The organism is Klebsiella sp. RHBSTW-00215, assembly GCF_014103785.1.
Lineage (GTDB): Bacteria > Pseudomonadota > Gammaproteobacteria > Enterobacterales > Enterobacteriaceae > Klebsiella.
Genome location: NZ_JABXQS010000001.1, coordinates 2,704,000 through 2,726,124 on the forward strand (window position 1 = coordinate 2,704,000; position 22,125 = coordinate 2,726,124).

The window sequence follows — 22,125 nt, forward strand, 5'->3', positions numbered from 1 at the left end:
TACAGGAATACTATGAGTCTGAATTTCCTTGATTTTGAACAGCCGATTGCAGAGCTGGAAGCGAAAATCGATTCTCTGACTGCGGTAAGCCGCCAGGATGAGAAACTGGATATTAATATCGATGAAGAAGTGCATCGCCTGCGCGAAAAAAGTGTAGAGCTGACGCGCAAGATCTTCGCCGATCTTGGCGCATGGCAGGTCGCTCAGCTGGCACGCCATCCACGTCGCCCATACACCCTGGATTATGTTCGCTTGGCTTTCGACGAATTCGACGAACTGGCTGGTGACCGTGCTTACGCTGACGATAAAGCTATCGTCGGTGGGATTGCGCGTCTGGACGGGCGTCCGGTGATGATTATCGGCCACCAAAAAGGGCGCGAAACCAAAGAGAAAATTCGTCGCAACTTCGGGATGCCGGCACCAGAAGGCTATCGTAAGGCGTTGCGCCTGATGGAGATGGCTGAGCGTTTTAAAATGCCCATCATTACTTTCATCGACACTCCAGGGGCTTACCCGGGAGTGGGAGCGGAAGAACGCGGCCAGTCTGAAGCGATTGCCCGTAACCTGCGTGAAATGTCACGCCTGAGCGTACCGGTTATCTGCACCGTGATTGGTGAAGGTGGTTCCGGCGGCGCGCTGGCTATTGGCGTGGGCGATAAAGTGAATATGCTGCAGTACAGCACTTATTCCGTTATCTCCCCGGAAGGCTGTGCTTCCATTCTGTGGAAGAGCGCCGACAAAGCGCCGTTGGCCGCTGAAGCGATGGGTATCGTCGCTCCGCGTCTTAAAGAGCTGAAGCTGATTGACTCTATCATTCCGGAGCCGCTGGGCGGCGCGCATCGTAATCCGGAAGCGATAGCGGCGAGCTTGAAAGCTCAACTGCTGGCTGACCTGGCAGACCTCGACACTCTGAATGAGGAAGAGCTGCTCAACCGTCGCTATCAGCGTCTGATGAGCTACGGTTACGCCTGATTATCAATATCATTTTTTATCTCTAAGGGTCGGATTTTCCGACCCTCTTTTTATGTGTTGTTTACTGATGCGAGATGAGATCAGTGAGAGGTAATGTGATTAGCAGATGATGCCGTTCTTCCCTAAAACTGCAGCAACTGCCAGGTATTGCGACCCGGCAGGCAGTTAACAAGGATAAAGGAGAAATACTATGGCATTGTATAAAACCGTCGCGTTGAGCGCCGTGGCCGCAGGGATCATGTTAAGCCTGGGGGCCGCACAGGCCGCACCGTTACTTGGTGCAACAGAAGCGACAACCATTAAAGCGAGCGATCTGAGCGCTAAAGAAAAAGCATTAACCGACTTCCCACTGATGGATGCGGTAAAATCATCCATTCAGACGCTGTCTAACAGTGAAGTTGAAAAAATTGAACCGGGTCTTTCGACCAACCCGGCAAACGTTAAACGTGTTGAGGGTATGCTATCTGAGCAAGATTGGGACTATCTGTTCCCGATGCGTGCTCCGGAATATACTTACTCCAACTTCCTCAAAGCGGTTGGTAAATTCCCTGCTGTTTGCGGTACCTATACCGATGGTCGCGACAGTGATGCCATCTGCCGTAAATCTCTGGCAACCATGTTTGCTCACTTTGCGCAGGAAACTGGTGGCCATGAAAGCTGGCGTGATATTCCTGAATGGCGTCAGGCTCTGGTCTATCTCCGCGAAGTAGGTTGGGTAGAAGGGCAGAAAGGCGGCTACAACGGCGAATGTAACCCGGATATCTGGCAGGGTCAGACCTGGCCGTGTGGTAAAGACAAAGATGGCGATTTCCTTAGCTACTTTGGTCGCGGGGCGAAACAGCTCTCCTACAACTACAACTATGGCCCATTCTCTGATGCCATGTACGGCGGCGACGTTCGCCCGCTGTTGGATAAACCGGAACTGGTTGCTGATACCTGGATGAACCTGGCGAGCGCCGTCTTCTTCTTTGTTTACCCGCAGCCGCCGAAGCCATCTATGCTGCACGTTATTGATGGTACCTGGCAGCCAAACGATCATGATAAAGCAAACGGTCTGGTCACGGGCTTTGGCGTGAGCATTCAAATTATCAACGGCGGCGTAGAGTGCGGTGGCGCGGAAGAGAACGCCCAGTCTCTTAACCGTATCGCTTACTACAAAGAGTTTGCTAACTATCTGAAAGTACCGATTGCCGATGACGAAGTTCTCGGCTGTAAAAACATGAAGCAGTTTGATGAAGGCGGCGCGGGCGCACTGCCAATCTACTGGGAAGAAGATTGGGGATGGAGCGCAGAGACCTCTGATGGCAAAACGAATGCTTGCCAACTGGTAGGCTATCAGACGCCATATACTGCCTTTAAAGCGGGTGACTATGCGAAATGCGTCCAGGGCCACTTCAACGTCAACATCGTAGACGACAACGGTCAGGCTGAAGACTCGACAACTGATACCACTCCGGTTACGCCCGAAGATACCACGCCGGCGCAGGAGACTAATGTTGCGCCAGTTGCCCGTATCTCTGGCCCGATCGGCGCTATCGAAGCCGGTGCCCAGGTTTCTCTGAGTGCTGAAGGCTCTACCGATGCTAATGGCGACAAGCTGAGCTACACCTGGATGTCTCAGGATGGTCAAACTATTAGCGGTCAGGATAAAGCTGTTGTCACTTTTACCGCTCCGGAGAAAGATCAGGATGCGCAGTACGTTGTCAGCCTGACGGTAAGTGATGGCTTGCTGTCCAGCACGACGACTTACACGCTGAACGTGAAGGCCAAAGCGGCTGCTGCAGATGAAGCTACAGATGGCAAAGATAGCGGCACCATCAGCTATCCTTCCTGGAGCAGTACTCAGACCTGGAAAGCGGGCGATATCGTTAATAGCCACGGCGCACTGTATCAGTGTAAACCGCTACCGGAAGGTGCATGGTGTAACGTTGCGCCGACTTACTATGAACCTGGTGCTGGTATTGCCTGGGGTGATGCCTGGAAAGCGTTGTAATATAGATAAATCCGCCAGTGCTAAGCACTGGCGTGATTGTTATGATGCTTCCCTCAGGTAAATTCCAGGAGGAAAGCGTGAATATCATCGCCATCATGGGCCCCCATGGCGTCTATCACAAAGACGAACCGATCAAAGAACTGGAAGCCGCCCTGCAACGGCAAGGCTTCCAGACCATCTGGCCGCAAAACAGCGCCGACCTGTTGCAGTTTATCGAACATAATCCGCGGATCTGTGGGGTTATCTTTGACTGGGATGAGTACAACGTTGATTTGTGCAGCGAGATTAACCAGCTGAATGAATACCTGCCGCTATACGCCTTTATCAACGCGCATTCGACGATGGATGTCAGCGGTCAGGATTTACGTATGACGCTGTGGTTTTTCGAATATGCGCTTGGGCTGGCGGAAGAGATCGCGACCCGAATTGGCCAGTACACCCGCGAATACCTCGACAACATCACGCCACCGTTCACTAAAGCATTATTCAACTATGTGCAAGAGGGAAAATATACCTTCTGCACCCCTGGGCATATGGGCGGCTCTGCCTATCAAAAAAGCCCGGTAGGTTGCTTGTTTTATGATTTCTTCGGCGGTAATACCTTAAAGGCCGATGTTTCTATTTCGGTGACGGAGTTGGGGTCGCTGCTCGACCATAGCGGCCCACATCTGGAGGCTGAAGAGTATATTGCGCGTGCTTTCGGCGCGGAACAAAGCTATATGGTGACCAACGGGACTTCAACGTCGAACAAAATTGTCGGCATGTATTCCGCTCCGGCGGGAAGTACCCTGCTTATCGATCGCAACTGCCATAAATCGCTGGCGCATTTACTGATGATGAGTGACGTTGTGCCGTTATGGTTAAAACCGACGCGCAATGCGCTGGGGATCCTCGGCGGTATTCCGAAGCGCGAGTTTACCCGCGATGTGATACAGCAAAAGGTAAATGCTGCGGGTGGTGCTGGATGGCCTGTACATGCGGTGATCACCAACTCCACCTATGACGGACTGTTGTACAACACCACCTGGATTAAAGAAACCCTCGACGTGCCGTCTATTCACTTTGACTCTGCCTGGGTACCCTACACCCATTTTCACTCGATCTATCAGGGAAAAAGCGGCATGAGCGGCGATCGCATTGCCGGGAAAGTTATCTTTGAAACGCAGTCGACGCATAAAATGCTGGCGGCGCTGTCGCAGGCTTCGCTTATCCATATTAAAGGCAGCTACGACGAAGATACCTTTAATGAAGCTTTTATGATGCATACCTCGACCTCGCCGAGCTACCCGATTGTCGCCTCCATCGAAACGGCTGCGGCGATGCTACGTGGTAACTCCGGCAGGCGCCTTATTCAGCGTTCAATTGAACGGGCGCTTGATTTTCGCAAAGAGGTGCAGCGGCTACGTGAAGAGTCTGACGGTTGGTTCTTTGATATCTGGCAGCCGGAAGAGGTGGGGGAAGCGCAGTGCTGGCCAGTCGCACCGGGTGAACAGTGGCACGGCTTTCAGGATGCCGATGATGACCATATGTTCCTCGACCCGGTGAAAGTGACCATTCTGACGCCCGGAATGGATGAGCAAGGTAACATGGATAATGAGGGTATCCCAGCCTCGCTGGTGGCGAAATTCCTCGATGAGCGCGGTGTGGTGGTTGAAAAAACCGGGCCGTATAACCTGTTGTTTCTCTTCAGTATCGGCATTGATAAAACCCGCGCAATGGGACTGCTGCGTGGGTTGACGGAATTTAAGCGCTCTTACGATCTGAATCTGCGAGTGAAGAATATGTTGCCGGATCTCTATGCTGAGGATCCGGATTTTTATCGCAACATGCGCATTCAGGAACTGGCTCAGGGTATTCATCGCTTGATTCGCCAGCACCAGCTTTCTCAACTGATGCTGCGTGCCTTTGATGTTCTGCCTGAGATGAAAATGACACCTTACCGAGCCTGGCAGCGGCAAATTAAAGGTGAAGTGGAGACCATTGAGCTGGAGAATCTGGTCGGACGCATTTCAGCCAATATGATCCTGCCGTATCCACCGGGAGTTCCGCTGCTGATGCCTGGGGAAATGATTACCGAAGAGAGCCGGGCGGTACTCGATTTCCTGTTAATGCTGTGTTCTATTGGGCGCCATTATCCGGGTTTTGAAACCGACATCCACGGGGCGAAACGTGATGAAGACGGCGTGTATTGGGTTCGAGTCTTAAAAAATGACTAAGTGCTTGCGCGATTACGGGTGGCGCGAGTAACTTTGCAGGCTTCAACAGGAGGGGTTTTACGATGCTGGGTTTAAAACGGGTTCACCATATCGCCATCATTGCGACGGATTATGCGAAGAGTAAAGCTTTCTACTGCGACATTTTGGGATTTACTCTCCAGGGGGAGTTTTACCGTGAAGAGCGCGATTCGTGGAAGGGCGATCTGGCGTTAAATGGCGAATATGTCATTGAACTGTTTTCTTTCCCGTTTCCTCCTTCGCGCCCAAGCCGTCCTGAAGCCTGCGGATTACGTCATCTGGCGTTTAGCGTTGATGACATTGATGCCGCCGTTGCCCATCTTGAGGCGCACGGTGTCGCTTGTGAAGGCGTACGTATCGATCCGTTCACCGATAAGCGCTTCACCTTTTTCAATGATCCCGATGGCTTGCCGCTGGAAATCTATCAACAGTAATTCTTGTCAGAAGGTGTCCTGCCGGGTAACGTGCCGGACACGCTTTCCTCAGTCAGTACTCACATGATGATGATCTCAGATCTTGCGCAAACGCTCCAACCGTACCGCCAGTTTTTGCTGGCCTTCAGCGGCGGGCTGGATTCGACCGTTCTTTTGCACCGCCTGGTCCGTTGGCGTGAACAAGATCCAACCATTCAACTGCGGGCGATTCATATTCACCACGGGCTAAGCGCCAATGCCGATGGCTGGGTGGCGCACTGCCAGCAAGTTTGTCAGCAGTGGCAGGTGCCGCTTTTGGTCGAACGAGTGGTGCTCGGCGATGAGGGGCTGGGGATTGAGGCTCACGCGCGGCAAGCTCGCTATCAGGCATTCCGTATGGCGCTTTTGCCTGGAGAAGCACTCGTTACCGCACAACATCTTGATGATCAGTGTGAAACCTTCCTGCTGGCGCTTAAGCGGGGGAGTGGACCGACCGGATTATCGGCGATGTCGGGTAAATCTAACTTTGCCGGAACGAAACTATTGCGCCCGCTGCTCAATGAACGTCGCGAGTCGCTATATCAGTGGGCAATGACTCATCAGCTCACCTGGATTGAAGATGAAAGTAACCAGGATGATGCTTACGACCGTAATTTTCTCCGCCTACGTATCGTTCCGTTACTCAGCGCACGATGGCCGCATTTTGCTGAGGCCGTAGCCCGTAGCGCCAGCCTGTGCGGCGAGCAGGAACAACTGCTTGACGAAATGCTGGCAGCGGAGCTCGCCACGCTGATGGCGGAGGACGGTTCTCTGGCGGTCGAGCCGTTAACTACGCTGAGCGCGCCGCGTCGGGCTGCGCTGCTGCGGCGTTGGCTCGGTGCGCACAATGCGCTAATGCCTTCTCGCGATGTACCGGAGCGCATCTGGCGTGAAGTCGCACAGGCGCGAGAAGATGCATTTCCTTGCCTACGTCTTGGCGATTTTACCGTTCGTCGTTATCAGCAGCGGCTGCATTGGGTTAAGTATATTCCGGGTCAGACAGAAGCCGTGCTGAGCTGGCCCGATATTTCAGAACCGCTGTTGTTACCCGCTGATCTTGGTGAGCTGGCGTTACAACCTGGTGGGGCGTTACGTGAGCCGAATCAGGGAGATACGGTGACAATACGCTTTCGTGCCAGCGGTAATCTACATATCGTGGGCCGCCACGGTGGCCGCAAGCTGAAGAAGATATGGCAGGAACTGGGCGTAGCCCCCTGGCGTCGTGATACTACGCCGTTACTGTTTTATGGCGAAACGCTGATTGCTGCCGCCGATGACCTGTTTGTCACGCAAGAGGGGCGAGTAGAGCAAGGTAAAGGCGTACAGATGGTGTGGAGGAAAACGGGTGACCAGGGCCACCCGTTTTGATTCAGGACTCACTGACCACGACGGTACCGATTTCCGGGTGGCTGAAACTGGCGATTTTATCCAGGCGTAGCTCGCGGACGTCGCCGGCGAGTTCTACTACCAGATACTCGATGTTTTTGCGCGAGATCAGATCGTTGGCCTTCCCTTGCAGCTGTTCGCCATCTTTGAGCGCCAGCGCCAGAACTAAATGGTGCTGGCAGGCAAGTTCGAGGTTGTCATAATCATCGCAATTGATGGGTTGATAAGTATCATTCATTGACATAATCGCTCACCAGTAAGTTTGCTGCCGCATAAGCGGCCTTTTCCCTGACTGACTCAGAAAGGGCCTGATCCGCCGCAATCTCATTCAATGTTTTCAACACGCAACCGAGCGCGTCCGAAATATACCCCAGATCCCCGCTGGCTATTTCCGCATACCGCTTGCGTATTAACTCACAATATTTGTCCACATGCCCTCCTGTCAGCATCCTGACTCAACCGTGGGATGTAAGTTTAAGCCTACGAAGATAAACTCTGTTTAGCAAGGTGACTATACCATAGTCATTTAAGCAATATCAGCAGGATGAAACGGGATCCTTTGATTGCTGACAGCCTTTTGTCGTGAGTTTAGCTACAATGTACGCCATTTTTATCAGGAGTTTATTCATGGCGCTGAAAGCGACGATTTATAAAGCGACGGTGAACGTGGCTGACCTGGACCGTAACCAGTTTCTGGATGCCAGTCTGACGTTAGCTCAGCATCCGTCTGAAACCCAGGAGCGCATGATGCTGCGACTGCTGGCGTGGATCAAATATGCCAACGAGCGTCTGCAGTTTACCCGCGGTTTGTCTTCCGATGATGAAGCGGAGCTCTGGCTGCTTAACGATCATCTGGGCGTTGATTTATGGATTGAACTGGGGCTGCCTGACGATCGGCGGATTAAAAAAGCTTGCTCACGGGCACAAGAGGTTGCGCTGTTTGCCTATAATAGTCGGGCGGCTGAAATTTGGTGGCAGCAGAATAAGAGTAAACTGGCACAGTTTTCGAAGCTGACGGTCTGGTATTTGGATGATACTCAACTGGCGCAGCTCAGTGCATTTGCCGATCGTACGATGATACTGCAGGCGACTATCCAGGATGGCAGTATCTGGTTATCCGACGCTAAGAATAATCTGGAAATTAACTTAACGGCCTGGCAAACACCCGCATGATTACCATTAGCCGCAGCGTGGCGATTGCGGATGAAGAGATCTCTCTTTCCGGTATACGTGCGCAGGGTGCGGGCGGTCAGCACGTGAATAAGGCATCAACGGCTATTCATTTGCGCTTTGATATTAAGGCATCAAGCCTGCCTGAGTATTATAAGGAACGTCTGCTTGCTGCCAGCCACCACTTAATTTCTGCTGACGGTGTGGTTATCATTAAGGCTCAGGAATATCGCAGCCAGGAAATGAATCGCGAAGCGGCGATTGCTCGCCTGGTTGCCCTAATACAAGAATTAACCGCAGTGCAAAAAAGTCGCCGGGAGACGCGACCGACTCGGGCATCCAAAGAGCGTCGACTTGCCTCTAAGGCGCAAAAATCCTCAGTCAAAGCGCTGCGTGGGAAAGTTCGTCCTTAAGGCGTGACGAACGGGTGGAATGGATTATAAGGAATTTACAGTGAAGAAAATCGTATTTTCAGTCGTGGCGGCTTGTTCGCTTTTTGCGCTGTTTGGCTGTAATCATCGTTCGGAAGTTGAAACGTTACAACCTACACCGATGGAAGAGCTCAAACCGATGCAGCAGAGCTGGCGTGGCGTATTGCCTTGTGCCGATTGTGAAGGTATCGAAACCACGCTCTTTCTGGAGAAAGATGGTACCTGGGTCATGAATGAACGCTATCAGGGGGTTAGCCGCGAGCCTTCCTCTTTTGCTTCCTACGGTATCTGGGCGCGCACTGCCGATAAACTGGTGCTGACTGATAGTAAGGGCGAGAAGTCTTATTATCGTGCAAAAGGCGACAAGCTAGAAATGCTCGATCGTGACGGTAATCCCATTGAGTCGACGCTGAATTATACGCTTGAGTCGGTCAAAGCCAGCCTGCCGATAACACCGATGGCGATGCGTGGAATGTACTTCTATATGGCGGATGCGGCGACATTTACCGATTGTGCGACCGGTAAGCGAGTGGCTGTGGCTAACAACGCTCAGCTCGAGCGTGGCTATGCTGCTGCGCGTGGTACAGATACACGTCCAGTATTGCTGGTGGTAGAAGGGCATTTTACCCTCGAAGCTAACCCTGATACGGGAGAGCCGGTTAAAGTTCTGGCGACGGATTCTGCAGGGTCGTTTTATCAAAACAAAGATTGCAATACTCGTTGATTAATTCAGCCCTACGAGGCGGCTTGTTTTAATATAAACCCCCAGCTTTAGATGCCCGGCGTACAGTAATTGTGTTTCGGGCTTAAAGGTGGAAACGTCGCCTTCGCGCATATGCAGCAGGTCTGAGGGGCTAATCCAGCCCGGCTGCGCCATTGTCAGCGGATGCCCGGCTTTAGCGAAGGCATCGCTGACAAACTCAGAACAAAACCAGGTTTTCTTATCTTCGGGAGCAATGTCGCTTAGCTGAGCTTTGGCCAGACCGTTAACGCACTGCTGGCGAAAATCTCTGGAGAAAGGATTCAGAGAACACATCTGCTTTGTCATCATAAAAGGGATGAATTCGATAATGCCGCGATAGTTATAGCCGCTGTTTTTATTTTTATAAGCGAAGTTTTTAATTTCTGCGGCCTGTTGAGGTGTGAGGTCTGGTGCTCTTAGGGCAAATAGTTTATCGCTGTGCTGCATTGCTTGCTTAAGGGATACAATCTGTACTCCAGCGCCTGTGGCTTCTGCAACCTGGCTATCCCCGAGGTAGATGGCGACGTGGCTAACGGAAGATGTGCTGAAAGCACGGATCCCCAGCGATGTGACGCCAATACTGGAAGAGAAAAGCAAGTCTCCGGGGCGCAGATCTTTTTCGCTAATCTCAAGCAGTGCTTTATCTGTAATTGAGCCCTGACGTTGAAGTTTGATTGCCCATTGTTTTGATTGCTTGTTAATAGTCGATTCTGAAGGATCAGGCTGGCTGAGGTCCATCGTACAGGCGCAAAGCAATACAGATATGAGAAAAAGTAAGCCGTAACTTGCAGCTCGGTTAGCCATGATTACAATCCTTGTAAAAAAGAGGCTCTGAAAAATCAGAGCCTCTTTTTGGTATTAACCTTTAATTTGTGCGACCAGGTAATCTACGATATCGCCGGTCTTGATCAACTGTTTCTCTCCGTGACGACGGTGTTTATACTCAATATCGTCGTTGTCGAGGTTGCGATCGCCCAGCACAATGGTGTGTGGGATACCAATTAGCTCCATATCGGCAAACATCACGCCCGGACGCTCTTTGCGGTCGTCCATCAGTACTTCGATACCTTGAGCGGTCAGCTCAGCGTACAGCTTCTCGGCCAGCTCCTGCACACGATAGGATTTGTGCATGTTCATTGGCAGAATAGCAACCTGGAACGGTGCAATAGCTTCCGGCCACAAAATCCCGCGATCGTCAAAGTTCTGCTCAATGGCCGCAGCCACCACACGAGTCACCCCGATACCGTAGCAACCCATGGTCAGAATCTGGTTGCGACCATCTTCGCCCTGTACGGAGGCTTTCATCGCTTCTGAGTACTTGGTGCCTAACTGGAAGATATGACCCACTTCAATACCGCGTTTAATCAACAGTGTCCCCTGACCGTCTGGGCTAGGGTCACCGGCAACAACGTTACGAATGTCAGCTACTTCTGGAGTCGCTACGTCGCGATCCCAGTTAATACCGAAGTAGTGCTTACCATCCACGTTCGCGCCAGCGGCAAAATCGCTCATTGCCGCAACGGTGCGGTCAATAACCACGGGAATCGGCATGTTGACTGGCCCAAGAGAACCTGGACCTGCTTTCACAACGGCGCGGATTTCTTCTTCGGTGGCGAAGGTTAACGGGCTGGCAACCTGCGGCAGCTTCTCGGCTTTGACTTCGTTCAGCTCGTGGTCGCCGCGAACCAGCAGGGCAACCAGAGGATATGCGCTGTCTTCTACCGCTTTCACCAGCAGGGTTTTCACGGTTTTCTCGATTGGCAGATTGAACTGCTCAACCAGTTCGGCGATGGTTTTCGCATTCGGCGTATCGACCAGCGTCATTTCTTGGGTTGCATCAGCGCGTGGTTCTTTCGGCGCAACAGCTTCGGCGAACTCAATGTTGGCCGCGTAATCGGAAGAATCAGAGAAGATCACATCATCTTCGCCGCTCAGCGCCAGTACCTGGAATTCATGGGAAGCGCTGCCGCCGATAGAGCCGGTATCAGCCTGCACCGCACGGAAATCCAGATCCATACGGGTGAAGATTTTGCTGTAGGCCTCGTACATCTTGTCATAGGTCTCTTGCAGAGATTCCTGAGAAGTATGGAAAGAGTAGGCATCTTTCATCAGGAATTCGCGTGAGCGCATGACGCCAAAGCGAGGACGGACTTCATCACGGAACTTTGTTTGAATCTGGAAGAAATTCAGCGGCAACTGCTTATAGGAGTTCAGCTCGTTGCGAATCAGATCGGTGATGACTTCTTCATGAGTCGGACCGAGTACGAAAGGACGATCGCCTCGATCAGCAATGCGCAGCAGTTCCGGGCCGTACTGCTCCCAACGTCCGCTCTCTTGCCACAGTTCAGATGGCTGAACGACCGGCATTAACACCTCGATCGCACCGGCGTTGTTCATCTCTTCACGCACGATGTTTTCGACTTTTTTCAGGACGCGCACGCCGGTCGGTAACCAGGTATACAACCCAGAGGCCAGCTTGCGGATCATCCCGGCGCGCAGCATCAGCTGATGGCTGATGACTTCGGCGTCGGCAGGTGTCTCCTTCAGAGTGGAGAGCAGATATTGGCTAGTACGCATGTTGTTACGGTTCCATTTGGGCGATCGGTACAGGCCGAAAGCCAGCCTGACACAAAAAAAGTGGTTTAGTTTACCAGTGTGGCAAAGATGCCAAAAGAGAGGAAAATAAAATTAGCGTGGTTCGAGAGAAAAGACTTCAAAACCGGACGAAATCACCCGCCAGCGCACGTTAAAATCAAGCAGCCAGACGGCATATGTTTTTCCTGCTTCTTCTTCCTTGCGATAAGCCGGTCGCGGATCTTGCGCTAGTACTTCGGTGATAAACATCTTCAGCCGTGGGTAGCGTTTTTCCAGCGTCAAAAGCTGAGCTTCTGTTTCTGGCGTGAAGCAGACCGCCATTTCCGCCAGCGGAGCCTGCTGAGCATAGCTGGCGCTGGCGTCTGGCAATGCCTCTGCAAACGGCAGGTAAGGTTTTATGTCGACCACTGGAGTTCCATCTACCAGATCCAGGCTCCCTAGCTCAAGAATAACCTGCTCTTTCTGACAGCGAATACTTTTTAGCTCAACCAGCGACATGCCTATTGGGTTAGGGCGAAAGGTTGAACGGGTGGCGAATACGCCCATCCGCGCATTTCCTCCGAGGCGAGGCGGGCGGACGGTTGGGCGCCAGCCGCCTTCCATCGTCTGATGAAAAACAAACAGCACCCAGAGATGACTGAAATCCTCCAGGCCGCGTACGGCATCGGCCTGGTTGTAAGGAGGCAAGAGGTGTAATTCGCCGCCACCATTTTTGACTAATCCAGGCTGGCGGGGGACGGCAAACTTTTCTTTATATGGCGAGCGAATCACGCCTATCTGTGCAAACTGAAAGGCACTCATTGCGCCGAAACGTTAAGAGCCGAGCCAAAGCAAACAGCCTGACGGTAGCAGCCTGGCGTACCGCTGGTGACTTCACAACGATGCAGCAAAACGGCATTCGCTTGCATTTTTGCAGCGTTAACCTGCATACGTTTACGGGCTGTCGGGATATTTGGCGGAGAGTCTTGATTCGATGCCTGACATGATTCACCGGTAACTTCGTCCAGTTCGCGGAAAGGTTTACCCACCAATTCTGCGGCATCAGTATAGATTCTTACCGGAGCCGGACGCGTCGCTTTCGGCTTTGTCGGTTCTGATTTGGCTGGCGGACTTACCATACTTTGTGCAGGGCCAACAGGAGATCTGCTTAACATCGAACAGCCGCTTAACATGAGTGCTAACAAACAGACCGGTAAAGCACGCATAGTATTTCCTCAGTAAATAATAAAACAGGGCGCTATTGAATCAGGTGCTTGCATAAATGACAAGGCGGGCATAAAGCCCGCCCTGCATGATATTACGCTGAAAAAAGATTACCAGCCTTTCACTGCGCCGCCGTTAAAGATTTTGTTAGCCGCTTCGTAAACTTCGTCACTTTGGTAGGCTTGAACAAATTTCTTAACATTTTCCGCATCTTTGTTGTCTTCACGAGCAACAATCAGGTTCACGTATGGAGAATCTTTACCTTCCACAAAAATACCGTCTTTTGCTGGCGTCAGACCAATCTGGCTGGCGTAGGTGGTATTGATAACCGCCAGGGCGATCTGTGCATCATCCAGAGAACGTGGAAGCTGTGGTGCTTCCAACTCAACAATTTTCAGGTTTTTCGGGTTTTCAATAACATCCAGAGAGGTTGGCAGCAGACCCACACCTTCTTTCAGTTTGATCAGACCAACTTGCTGCAACAGCAGCAGTGAGCGACCAAGGTTTGTCGGATCGTTAGGGATTGCGACCTGAGAACCCGGTTGCAACTCGTCCAGTGATTTGATTTTTTTCGAATAACCGGCAATGGGGTAGACGAAAGAGTTACCCACGGAAACCAGTTTGTAGCCACGGTCTTTAATCTGCTGATCAAGATAAGGTTTATGCTGGAAGGCGTTAACATCGATATCGCCTTTGCTCAGCGCTTCGTTCGGCAGAACGTAGTCGTTGAAGGTTACCAGCTCAACATCAAGGCCGTATTTTTCTTTTGCTACTTTCTGCGCGACTTCAGCAACCTGCTGTTCCGCACCGACGATAACGCCGACTTTAATATGATTTGGATCTTTTTCATCCTGACCGCAACCCACCAGAGCCAGAGAACCGATTAACGCACCGACAGCCGCAAAGGTTTTGAAATTAAAGGCCATGTTATTTCCTTCCTGTAAGATTCTGTATTGTGTGTAATGTTATTTGTGAGTCACAGCCCGGACGATACGATCGCCAGAGAATTGAATTAAATAAACCAGAATAACCAGTAATACCAGTACGGTATTCATCACGGTTGCATTGTAGCCGATATAGCCATACTGGTAGCCAATCTGCCCCAGGCCACCGGCACCCACAGCACCGCCCATCGCGGAATAGCCAACCAGGGTAATTAGCGTGATCGTTGCCGCATTCACCAGACCCGGCAGCGCTTCCGGCAGCAGGACTTTACGCACGATCTGCATCGGCGTTGCGCCCATAGCGCGTGATGCTTCGATAAGACCGGTCGGAATCTCCAATAGGGCGTTTTCCACCATACGAGCGATAAAGGGTGCGGCACCAACTGTCAACGGGACGATTGCTGCCTGCAGACCAATCGACGTCCCGACAATAATACGAGTGAATGGAATCATCCATACCAGCAAGATGATAAAAGGAATTGAGCGGAAGATGTTAACCACCGCAGACAGCGTACGGTACAGCTTCGCGTTAGCCGCAATTTGCCCTGGACGGGTGACATACAGCAGTACGCCGACCGGTAAGCCGAGAACAAAACCGAAGAAGCCGGAGACAAACGTCATGGCCAGCGTTTCCCATACGCCGCGAACCAGCAGCCAGATCATTGGTTCAGACATATCCCAGTACCTCTACTTTTACATGATGTTCCTGCAGCCAGGCTATTGCGGCCTGGGTATCTTCCTGTGTGCCGTGCATTTCGGTCAGCATAATGCCGAACTTCACACCGCCAGCGTAATCCATCTGCGCGCTAATAATGTTGTTGTTCACATTAAAGCGACGAGCGGTTTCAGAGAGAAGCGGGGCATCAACGGAATGACCAGTGAACTCCATGCGCAGCATCGGTACGCTATCAGGAAGAGCCTCAGGTTTCAGGCGAGCCTGATAATCATCCGGGATATCCAGATGCAGCGTTGACTGAATAAACTGCTGCGCCAGCGGCGTTTTGGGATGAGAGAAGACTTCGCTCACCGTATCCTGTTCAATCAGCTGACCGTTGCTGATAACAGCAACGCAGTCACAGATGCGTTTGACCACATCCATTTCATGAGTGATAAGCAGAATCGTCAGGCCCAGGCGACGATTGATATCTTTCAGCAATTCCAGAATCGAACGAGTGGTCGCTGGATCCAGGGCACTGGTGGCTTCATCGCAGAGCAGAACCTTCGGGTTGCTGGCCAACGCGCGCGCAATGGCGACGCGCTGCTTTTGCCCGCCTGAGAGGTTCGCCGGGTAGCTATCGTGTTTGTCTTCCAGCCCAACGAGAGCAAGCAGCTCGGTAACCCGGCGCTTAATTTCATCTTTAGGCGTATTGTCGAGCTCCAGAGGCAGGGCAACGTTGCCGAACACGGTACGTGAGGCAAGCAGGTTAAAGTGCTGGAAGATCATGCCAATCTGACGGCGAGCGCGGGTCAGCTCTTTTTCGGAAAGCGCCGTTAGCTCCTGGCCATCAACTTGCACGCTGCCTTCAGTAGGGCGTTCAAGCAAGTTAACACAGCGGATCAAGGTACTTTTACCCGCGCCAGAAGCGCCGATGACGCCATAAATCTGACCAGCAGGCACATGCAGGCTGACATCGTTCAGCGCCTGTATGCTGCGGTTCCCTTGTTGGAACACTTTGGTGATATTCGAAAGTTTAATCATCAGTTATTTATTATCGTTTAGCCGTTTGCCGTGGCATTTTCTTCTGCCGTGTCCAGGCGATGCCTGTCAATGAAATGGATGTTAAGGCATCCAGACGTCTAAATCAATCTGACTCTGTATAATGAGCACTTTCTTGCGTCTGGAAACATGCGATACTAATCAGACTAGCCTTTATCAGGAGCAAACCGGTGGCAAAGTCAGTACCCGCAATTTTTCTTGACCGTGATGGCACAATTAATGTTGATCACGGATACGTGCACGAAATCGACAACTTTGAATTTATTGATGGCGTCATTGACGCAATGCGTCAATTAAAGGAGATGGGTTATGCGCTGGTGGTGGTGACCAATCAGTCCGGCATTGCCCGCGGTAAATTTACTGAAGATCAGTTTGAAACGCTGACTGAGTGGATGGACTGGTCGTTGGCTGACCGTGGCGTTGATCTGGATGGTATCTATTATTGTCCGCATCACCCGCAGGGTACTGTAGAAGAATTTCGTCAGACCTGTGACTGCCGCAAGCCGCATCCTGGAATGCTTATCTCGGCGCGCGACTATCTGCATATAGATATGGCTGCTTCATATATGGTAGGCGATAAAGTAGAAGATATGCAGGCGGCTTTGGCTGCAGATATTGGGACAAAAGTATTAGTTCGTACTGGCAAGCCAGTCACTCCGGAAGCGGAAAATGCCGCGGATTGGGTGCTTAATAGCCTGGCGGACCTGCCTGATGCCATCAAAAAGCAGCAAAAGTAAACGTTACGTATAAAAGTTGAGCGGTTGAAATAAAATTGTATTTTTCCGCTTGTCACCGCCGAAGAACTCCCTATAATGCGCTCCCACTGACACGGCAGATGTGAATCACTTCACACAAACAGCCGGGTCGGTTGAAGAGAAAAACCTGAAAATAAGGTTGACTCTGAAAGAGGAAAGCGTATTATACGCCACCTCGCAACGGTGAGCGAAAGCCGCGTTGCACTGCTCTTTAACAATTTATCAGACAATCTGTGTGGGCACTCAAAGTGACATGGATTCTTAATGTCTTCGGACAATAAATGAATACCAAGTCTCTGAGTGAACACGTAATTCATTACGAAGTTTAATTCACGAGCATCAAACTTAAATTGAAGAGTTTGATCATGGCTCAGATTGAACGCTGGCGGCAGGCCTAACACATGCAAGTCGAGCGGTAGCACAGAGAGCTTGCTCTCGGGTGACGAGCGGCGGACGGGTGAGTAATGTCTGGGAAACTGCCTGATGGAGGGGGATAACTACTGGAAACGGTAGCTAATACCGCATAACGTCGCAAGACCAAAGTGGGGGACCTTCGGGCCTCATGCCATCAGATGTGCCCAGATGGGATTAGCTTGTTGGTGAGGTAACGGCTCACCAAGGCGACGATCCCTAGCTGGTCTGAGAGGATGACCAGCCACACTGGAACTGAGACACGGTCCAGACTCCTACGGGAGGCAGCAGTGGGGAATATTGCACAATGGGCGCAAGCCTGATGCAGCCATGCCGCGTGTATGAAGAAGGCCTTCGGGTTGTAAAGTACTTTCAGCGAGGAGGAAGGCATTGTGGTTAATAACCGCAGTGATTGACGTTACTCGCAGAAGAAGCACCGGCTAACTCCGTGCCAGCAGCCGCGGTAATACGGAGGGTGCAAGCGTTAATCGGAATTACTGGGCGTAAAGCGCACGCAGGCGGTCTGTCAAGTCGGATGTGAAATCCCCGGGCTCAACCTGGGAACTGCATTCGAAACTGGCAGGCTAGAGTCTTGTAGAGGGGGGTAGAATTCCAGGTGTAGCGGTGAAATGCGTAGAGATCTGGAGGAATACCGGTGGCGAAGGCGGCCCCCTGGACAAAGACTGACGCTCAGGTGCGAAAGCGTGGGGAGCAAACAGGATTAGATACCCTGGTAGTCCACGCTGTAAACGATGTCGACTTGGAGGTTGTTCCCTTGAGGAGTGGCTTCCGGAGCTAACGCGTTAAGTCGACCGCCTGGGGAGTACGGCCGCAAGGTTAAAACTCAAATGAATTGACGGGGGCCCGCACAAGCGGTGGAGCATGTGGTTTAATTCGATGCAACGCGAAGAACCTTACCTACTCTTGACATCCAGAGAACTTAGCAGAGATGCTTTGGTGCCTTCGGGAACTCTGAGACAGGTGCTGCATGGCTGTCGTCAGCTCGTGTTGTGAAATGTTGGGTTAAGTCCCGCAACGAGCGCAACCCTTATCCTTTGTTGCCAGCGGTCCGGCCGGGAACTCAAAGGAGACTGCCAGTGATAAACTGGAGGAAGGTGGGGATGACGTCAAGTCATCATGGCCCTTACGAGTAGGGCTACACACGTGCTACAATGGCATATACAAAGAGAAGCGACCTCGCGAGAGCAAGCGGACCTCATAAAGTATGTCGTAGTCCGGATCGGAGTCTGCAACTCGACTCCGTGAAGTCGGAATCGCTAGTAATCGTGGATCAGAATGCCACGGTGAATACGTTCCCGGGCCTTGTACACACCGCCCGTCACACCATGGGAGTGGGTTGCAAAAGAAGTAGGTAGCTTAACCTTCGGGAGGGCGCTTACCACTTTGTGATTCATGACTGGGGTGAAGTCGTAACAAGGTAACCGTAGGGGAACCTGCGGTTGGATCACCTCCTTACCTTAAAGAACCTGCCTTTGTAGTGTCCACACAGATTGTCTGATGAAAAATTAGCAGTAAAAAATCTCTGCAGGCTTGTAGCTCAGGTGGTTAGAGCGCACCCCTGATAAGGGTGAGGTCGGTGGTTCAAGTCCACTCAGGCCTACCAAATTTGCCCTGATACTGTGTTGTGAAACGACTCGCATACGTCAGTATGCTTCGTCATTCCACGCCTTGTCTCAGGACAAATTATCGGTACAGAGATAAGTTTTTACGATGGGGTTATAGCTCAGCTGGGAGAGCGCCTGCCTTGCACGCAGGAGGTCTGCGGTTCGATCCCGCATAGCTCCACCATCCTTTTACTGCAAAAAACAAGAAAACTTCAGAGTGTACCTGAAAAGGTGCACTGCGAAGTTTTGCTCTTTAAAAATCTGGATCAAGCTGAAAATTGAAACGACACGCTGCGTCTGTTCTCCGTAATAAGAACAGCATGACGGTGTGTTCGAGTCTCTCAAATTTTCGCAATCATGAAGTGAAACATCTTCGGGTTGTGAGGTTAAGCGACTAAGCGTACACGGTGGATGCCCTGGCAGTCAGAGGCGATGAAGGACGTGCTAATCTGCGATAAGCGTCGGTAAGGTGATATGAACCGTTATAACCGACGATTTCCGAATGGGGAAACCCAGTGTGTTTCGACACACTATCGTTAAGTGAATACATAGCTTAACGAAGCGAACCGGGGGAACTGAAACATCTAAGTACCCCGAGGAAAAGAAATCAACCGAGATTCCCCCAGTAGCGGCGAGCGAACGGGGAGGAGCCCAGAGTCTGAATCAGTTTGTGTGTTAGTGGAAGCGTCTGGAAAGTCGCAGGGTACAGGGTGATACTCCCGTACACAAAAACACACAGGCTGTGAACTCGAAGAGTAGGGCGGGACACGTGGTATCCTGTCTGAATATGGGGGGACCATCCTCCAAGGCTAAATACTCCTGACTGACCGATAGTGAACCAGTACCGTGAGGGAAAGGCGAAAAGAACCCCGGCGAGGGGAGTGAAACAGAACCTGAAACCGTGTACGTACAAGCAGTAGGAGCCCACTTGTTGGGTGACTGCGTACCTTTTGTATAATGGGTCAGCGACTTATATTCTGTAGCAAGGTTAACCGTATAGGGGAGCCGCAGGGAAACCGAGTCTTAACTGGGCGTTAAGTTGCAGGGTATAGACCCGAAACCCGGTGATCTAGCCATGGGCAGGTTGAAGGTTGGGTAACACTAACTGGAGGACCGAACCGACTAATGTTGAAAAATTAGCGGATGACTTGTGGCTGGGGGTGAAAGGCCAATCAAACCGGGAGATAGCTGGTTCTCCCCGAAAGCTATTTAGGTAGCGCCTCGTGAACTCATCTTCGGGGGTAGAGCACTGTTTCGGCTAGGGGGTCATCCCGACTTACCAACCCGATGCAAACTACGAATACCGAAGAATGTTATCACGGGAGACACACGGCGGGTGCTAACGTCCGTCGTGAAGAGGGAAACAACCCAGACCGCCAGCTAAGGTCCCAAAGTCATGGTTAAGTGGGAAACGATGTGGGAAGGCACAGACAGCCAGGATGTTGGCTTAGAAGCAGCCATCATTTAAAGAAAGCGTAATAGCTCACTGGTCGAGTCGGCCTGCGCGGAAGATGTAACGGGGCTAAACCATGCACCGAAGCTGCGGCAGCGACACTATGTGTTGTTGGGTAGGGGAGCGTTCTGTAAGCCGTTGAAGGTGGCCTGTGAGGGCTGCTGGAGGTATCAGAAGTGCGAATGCTGACATAAGTAACGATAAAGCGGGTGAAAAGCCCGCTCGCCGGAAGACCAAGGGTTCCTGTCCAACGTTAATCGGGGCAGGGTGAGTCGACCCCTAAGGCGAGGCCGAAAGGCGTAGTCGATGGGAAACAGGTTAATATTCCTGTACTCGGTGTTACTGCGAAGGGGGGACGGAGAAGGCTATGTTAGCCGGGCGACGGTTGTCCCGGTTTAAGCATGTAGGCGGATGTTCCAGGTAAATCCGGAACGTCATTCAACGCTGAGGTGTGATGACGAGGCACTACGGTGCTGAAGTAACAAATGCCCTGCTTCCAGGAAAAGCCTCTAAGCATCAGGTAACATCAAATCGTACCCCAAACCGACACAGGTGGTCAGGTAGAGAATACCAAGGCGCTTGAGAGAACTCGGGTGAAGGAACTAGGCAAAATGGTGCCGTAACTTCGGGAGAAGGCACGCTGATGGTAGGTGAAGTGACTTGCTCATGGAGCTGAAATCAGTCGAAGATACCAGCTGGCTGCAACTGTTTATTAAAAACACAGCACTGTGCAAACACGAAAGTGGACGTATACGGTGTGACGCCTGCCCGGTGCCGGAAGGTTAATTGATGGGGTTATCCGTAAGGAGAAGCTCTTGATCGAAGCCCCGGTAAACGGCGGCCGTAACTATAACGGTCCTAAGGTAGCGAAATTCCTTGTCGGGTAAGTTCCGACCTGCACGAATGGCGTAATGATGGCCAGGCTGTCTCCACCCGAGACTCAGTGAAATTGAACTCGCTGTGAAGATGCAGTGTACCCGCGGCAAGACGGAAAGACCCCGTGAACCTTTACTATAGCTTGACACTGAACACTGGTCCTTGATGTGTAGGATAGGTGGGAGGCTTTGAAGTGTGGACGCCAGTCTGCATGGAGCCATCCTTGAAATACCACCCTTTAATGGCTGGTGTTCTAACGTGGACCCGTAATCCGGGTTGCGGACAGTGTCTGGTGGGTAGTTTGACTGGGGCGGTCTCCTCCTAAAGAGTAACGGAGGAGCACGAAGGTTAGCTAATCCTGGTCGGACATCAGGAGGTTAGTGCAATGGCATAAGCTAGCTTGACTGCGAGCGTGACGGCGCGAGCAGGTGCGAAAGCAGGTCATAGTGATCCGGTGGTTCTGAATGGAAGGGCCATCGCTCAACGGATAAAAGGTACTCCGGGGATAACAGGCTGATACCGCCCAAGAGTTCATATCGACGGCGGTGTTTGGCACCTCGATGTCGGCTCATCACATCCTGGGGCTGAAGTAGGTCCCAAGGGTATGGCTGTTCGCCATTTAAAGTGGTACGCGAGCTGGGTTTAGAACGTCGTGAGACAGTTCGGTCCCTATCTGCCGTGGGCGCTGGAGAATTGAGGGGGGCTGCTCCTAGTACGAGAGGACCGGAGTGGACGCATCACTGGTGTTCGGGTTGTCATGCCAATGGCATTGCCCGGTAGCTAAATGCGGAAGAGATAAGTGCTGAAAGCATCTAAGCACGAAACTTGCCCCGAGATGAGTTCTCCCTGACTCCTTGAGAGTCCTGAAGGAACGTTAAAGACGATGACGTTGATAGGCCGGGTGTGTAAGCGTAGCGATACGTTGAGCTAACCGGTACTAATGAACCGTGAGGCTTAACCTTACAACGCCGAAGATGTTTTGGCGGATTTGAGAGAATTTCAGCTTGATACAGATAAACAGAATTTGCCTGGCGGCGACAGCGCGGTGGTCCCACCTGACCCCATGCCGAACTCAGAAGTGAAACGCCGTAGCGCCGATGGTAGTGTGGGGTCTCCCCATGTGAGAGTAGGGAACTGCCAGGCATCAAATTAGCAAGTGAAACCGG

18 protein-coding genes, 2 tRNA genes and 3 rRNA genes are annotated in these 22,125 nt (G+C 51.8%); 14 read left to right on the plus strand and 9 right to left on the minus strand.

The window, feature by feature from the left end:
- The first annotated feature begins 12 nt into the window (after positions 1-12).
- The 5 genes from accA (at position 13) to tilS (ending at position 7,019) form a co-directional block, all read left to right on the plus strand.
- A complete protein-coding gene (accA, locus tag HV127_RS12790; protein ID WP_181483496.1) occupies positions 13-972 on the plus strand; it encodes an acetyl-CoA carboxylase carboxyl transferase subunit alpha in 960 nt (319 codons plus the stop codon).
- Between the two features lie 190 nt (positions 973-1,162).
- Positions 1,163-2,965, plus strand: a complete 1,803-nt coding sequence (locus HV127_RS12795) for a chitinase (protein WP_182236462.1) — start codon at positions 1,163-1,165, stop codon at positions 2,963-2,965.
- Between the two features lie 77 nt (positions 2,966-3,042).
- Positions 3,043-5,181: a lysine decarboxylase LdcC gene (locus tag HV127_RS12800; protein ID WP_182236463.1), complete on the plus strand. Its 2,139-nt coding sequence runs from the start codon at positions 3,043-3,045 to the stop codon at positions 5,179-5,181.
- Between the two features lie 62 nt (positions 5,182-5,243).
- Positions 5,244-5,633, plus strand: coding sequence for a VOC family protein (locus HV127_RS12805; protein ID WP_112215840.1), 390 nt, complete (start codon positions 5,244-5,246; stop codon positions 5,631-5,633).
- A gap of 69 nt (positions 5,634-5,702) precedes the next feature.
- Positions 5,703-7,019 carry a tRNA lysidine(34) synthetase TilS gene (tilS, locus tag HV127_RS12810; protein ID WP_182240647.1) on the plus strand — a complete coding sequence of 439 codons (1,317 nt, stop codon included), beginning with the start codon at positions 5,703-5,705 and terminating at the stop codon, positions 7,017-7,019.
- A 1-nt stretch (position 7,020) separates the two neighbouring features.
- On the opposite strand, the gene rof is transcribed toward tilS, so the two are convergent.
- Both rof and HV127_RS12820 read right to left on the minus strand, forming a co-directional pair.
- On the minus strand, positions 7,021-7,281 hold the full coding sequence (gene rof / locus HV127_RS12815; RefSeq protein WP_110272453.1) for a Rho-binding antiterminator: 261 nt from the start codon (positions 7,279-7,281) through the stop codon (positions 7,021-7,023).
- The gene (locus HV127_RS12820; protein WP_110272452.1) at positions 7,268-7,468 is read right to left on the minus strand and encodes a YaeP family protein; all 201 of its coding nucleotides are present in this window, start codon (positions 7,466-7,468) and stop codon (positions 7,268-7,270) included. The genes rof and HV127_RS12820 overlap by 14 nt, the downstream gene beginning before the upstream one ends.
- A 196-nt stretch (positions 7,469-7,664) precedes the next feature.
- On the opposite strand from HV127_RS12820, the gene HV127_RS12825 reads away from it, so the two are divergent.
- Genes HV127_RS12825 through nlpE form a run of 3 tightly spaced genes read left to right on the plus strand, consistent with a single transcriptional unit; the run spans position 7,665 to position 9,362 of the window.
- Complete coding sequence (locus tag HV127_RS12825) at positions 7,665-8,210, plus strand: YaeQ family protein (RefSeq protein WP_112215841.1); 546 nt, start codon at positions 7,665-7,667, stop codon at positions 8,208-8,210.
- On the plus strand, positions 8,207-8,620 hold the full coding sequence (gene arfB / locus HV127_RS12830; RefSeq protein WP_110272450.1) for an alternative ribosome rescue aminoacyl-tRNA hydrolase ArfB: 414 nt from the start codon (positions 8,207-8,209) through the stop codon (positions 8,618-8,620). The genes HV127_RS12825 and arfB overlap by 4 nt, the downstream gene beginning before the upstream one ends.
- A gap of 19 nt (positions 8,621-8,639) precedes the next feature.
- Positions 8,640-9,362: an envelope stress response activation lipoprotein NlpE gene (gene nlpE, locus HV127_RS12835; protein WP_167492823.1), complete on the plus strand. Its 723-nt coding sequence runs from the start codon at positions 8,640-8,642 to the stop codon at positions 9,360-9,362.
- On the opposite strand, the gene HV127_RS12840 is transcribed toward nlpE, so the two are convergent.
- The 7 genes from HV127_RS12840 to metN form a co-directional block, all read right to left on the minus strand.
- Positions 9,363-10,184, minus strand: a complete 822-nt coding sequence (locus HV127_RS12840) for a YaeF family permuted papain-like enzyme (protein ID WP_182236464.1) — start codon at positions 10,182-10,184, stop codon at positions 9,363-9,365.
- Positions 10,185-10,238: 54 nt separating this feature from the next.
- Positions 10,239-11,957, minus strand: a complete 1,719-nt coding sequence (proS, locus tag HV127_RS12845) for a proline--tRNA ligase (RefSeq protein WP_112215843.1) — start codon at positions 11,955-11,957, stop codon at positions 10,239-10,241.
- A gap of 111 nt (positions 11,958-12,068) precedes the next feature.
- Complete coding sequence (tsaA, locus tag HV127_RS12850) at positions 12,069-12,776, minus strand: tRNA (N6-threonylcarbamoyladenosine(37)-N6)-methyltransferase TrmO (RefSeq protein WP_182236465.1); 708 nt, start codon at positions 12,774-12,776, stop codon at positions 12,069-12,071.
- Entirely contained in the window at positions 12,773-13,180 is a 408-nt protein-coding gene (gene rcsF, locus HV127_RS12855) for an Rcs stress response system protein RcsF (protein WP_110272445.1), read from the minus strand. The genes tsaA and rcsF overlap by 4 nt, the downstream gene beginning before the upstream one ends.
- Positions 13,181-13,288: 108 nt before the next feature.
- Positions 13,289-14,104: a methionine ABC transporter substrate-binding lipoprotein MetQ gene (gene metQ, locus HV127_RS12860; protein WP_110272444.1), complete on the minus strand. Its 816-nt coding sequence runs from the start codon at positions 14,102-14,104 to the stop codon at positions 13,289-13,291.
- Between the two features lie 39 nt (positions 14,105-14,143).
- Complete coding sequence (locus HV127_RS12865; RefSeq protein ID WP_110272443.1) at positions 14,144-14,797, minus strand: methionine ABC transporter permease MetI; 654 nt, start codon at positions 14,795-14,797, stop codon at positions 14,144-14,146.
- Positions 14,790-15,821, minus strand: coding sequence for a methionine ABC transporter ATP-binding protein MetN (gene metN, locus HV127_RS12870; RefSeq protein WP_182236466.1), 1,032 nt, complete (start codon positions 15,819-15,821; stop codon positions 14,790-14,792). Before metN ends, HV127_RS12865 begins: the two co-directional genes overlap by 8 nt.
- A 188-nt stretch (positions 15,822-16,009) precedes the next feature.
- Between metN and gmhB the strand changes: the two genes are divergently transcribed.
- From gmhB to rrf, 6 genes are all read left to right on the plus strand, one after another.
- Positions 16,010-16,576, plus strand: a complete 567-nt coding sequence (gene gmhB / locus HV127_RS12875) for a D-glycero-beta-D-manno-heptose 1,7-bisphosphate 7-phosphatase (RefSeq protein WP_110272441.1) — start codon at positions 16,010-16,012, stop codon at positions 16,574-16,576.
- Positions 16,577-16,941: 365 nt separating this feature from the next.
- Positions 16,942-18,481: ribosomal RNA gene (locus HV127_RS12880) — 16S ribosomal RNA — on the plus strand.
- Between the two features lie 71 nt (positions 18,482-18,552).
- Positions 18,553-18,629 (plus strand) — tRNA-Ile (locus HV127_RS12885).
- A 109-nt stretch (positions 18,630-18,738) separates the two neighbouring features.
- Positions 18,739-18,814 (plus strand) — tRNA-Ala (locus HV127_RS12890).
- A 200-nt stretch (positions 18,815-19,014) separates the two neighbouring features.
- Positions 19,015-21,921, plus strand: a 23S ribosomal RNA gene (locus HV127_RS12895).
- 65 nt (positions 21,922-21,986) lie between these two features.
- Positions 21,987-22,102 (plus strand): 5S ribosomal RNA (gene rrf, locus HV127_RS12900).
- Together the 16S, 23S and 5S rRNA genes with 2 tRNA genes alongside form the textbook arrangement of a ribosomal RNA operon.
- Positions 22,103-22,125 lie beyond the last annotated feature (23 nt).

Coding starts and splice junctions, on each gene's coding strand:
- metN (WP_182236466.1), bottom strand. CDS start 15,821: ATGATTAAACTTTCGAATATCACCAAAGTGTTCCAACAAGGGAACCGC.
- metQ (WP_110272444.1), bottom strand. CDS start 14,104: ATGGCCTTTAATTTCAAAACCTTTGCGGCTGTCGGTGCGTTAATCGGT.
- accA (WP_181483496.1), top strand. CDS start 13: ATGAGTCTGAATTTCCTTGATTTTGAACAGCCGATTGCAGAGCTGGAA.
- HV127_RS12865 (WP_110272443.1), bottom strand. CDS start 14,797: ATGTCTGAACCAATGATCTGGCTGCTGGTTCGCGGCGTATGGGAAACG.
- HV127_RS12825 (WP_112215841.1), top strand. CDS start 7,665: ATGGCGCTGAAAGCGACGATTTATAAAGCGACGGTGAACGTGGCTGAC.
- rcsF (WP_110272445.1), bottom strand. CDS start 13,180: ATGCGTGCTTTACCGGTCTGTTTGTTAGCACTCATGTTAAGCGGCTGT.
- tilS (WP_182240647.1), top strand. CDS start 5,703: ATGATCTCAGATCTTGCGCAAACGCTCCAACCGTACCGCCAGTTTTTG.
- HV127_RS12795 (WP_182236462.1), top strand. CDS start 1,163: ATGGCATTGTATAAAACCGTCGCGTTGAGCGCCGTGGCCGCAGGGATC.
- nlpE (WP_167492823.1), top strand. CDS start 8,640: ATGGATTATAAGGAATTTACAGTGAAGAAAATCGTATTTTCAGTCGTG.
- HV127_RS12805 (WP_112215840.1), top strand. CDS start 5,244: ATGCTGGGTTTAAAACGGGTTCACCATATCGCCATCATTGCGACGGAT.
- tsaA (WP_182236465.1), bottom strand. CDS start 12,776: ATGAGTGCCTTTCAGTTTGCACAGATAGGCGTGATTCGCTCGCCATAT.
- proS (WP_112215843.1), bottom strand. CDS start 11,957: ATGCGTACTAGCCAATATCTGCTCTCCACTCTGAAGGAGACACCTGCC.
- rof (WP_110272453.1), bottom strand. CDS start 7,281: ATGTCAATGAATGATACTTATCAACCCATCAATTGCGATGATTATGAC.
- HV127_RS12840 (WP_182236464.1), bottom strand. CDS start 10,184: ATGGCTAACCGAGCTGCAAGTTACGGCTTACTTTTTCTCATATCTGTA.
- arfB (WP_110272450.1), top strand. CDS start 8,207: ATGATTACCATTAGCCGCAGCGTGGCGATTGCGGATGAAGAGATCTCT.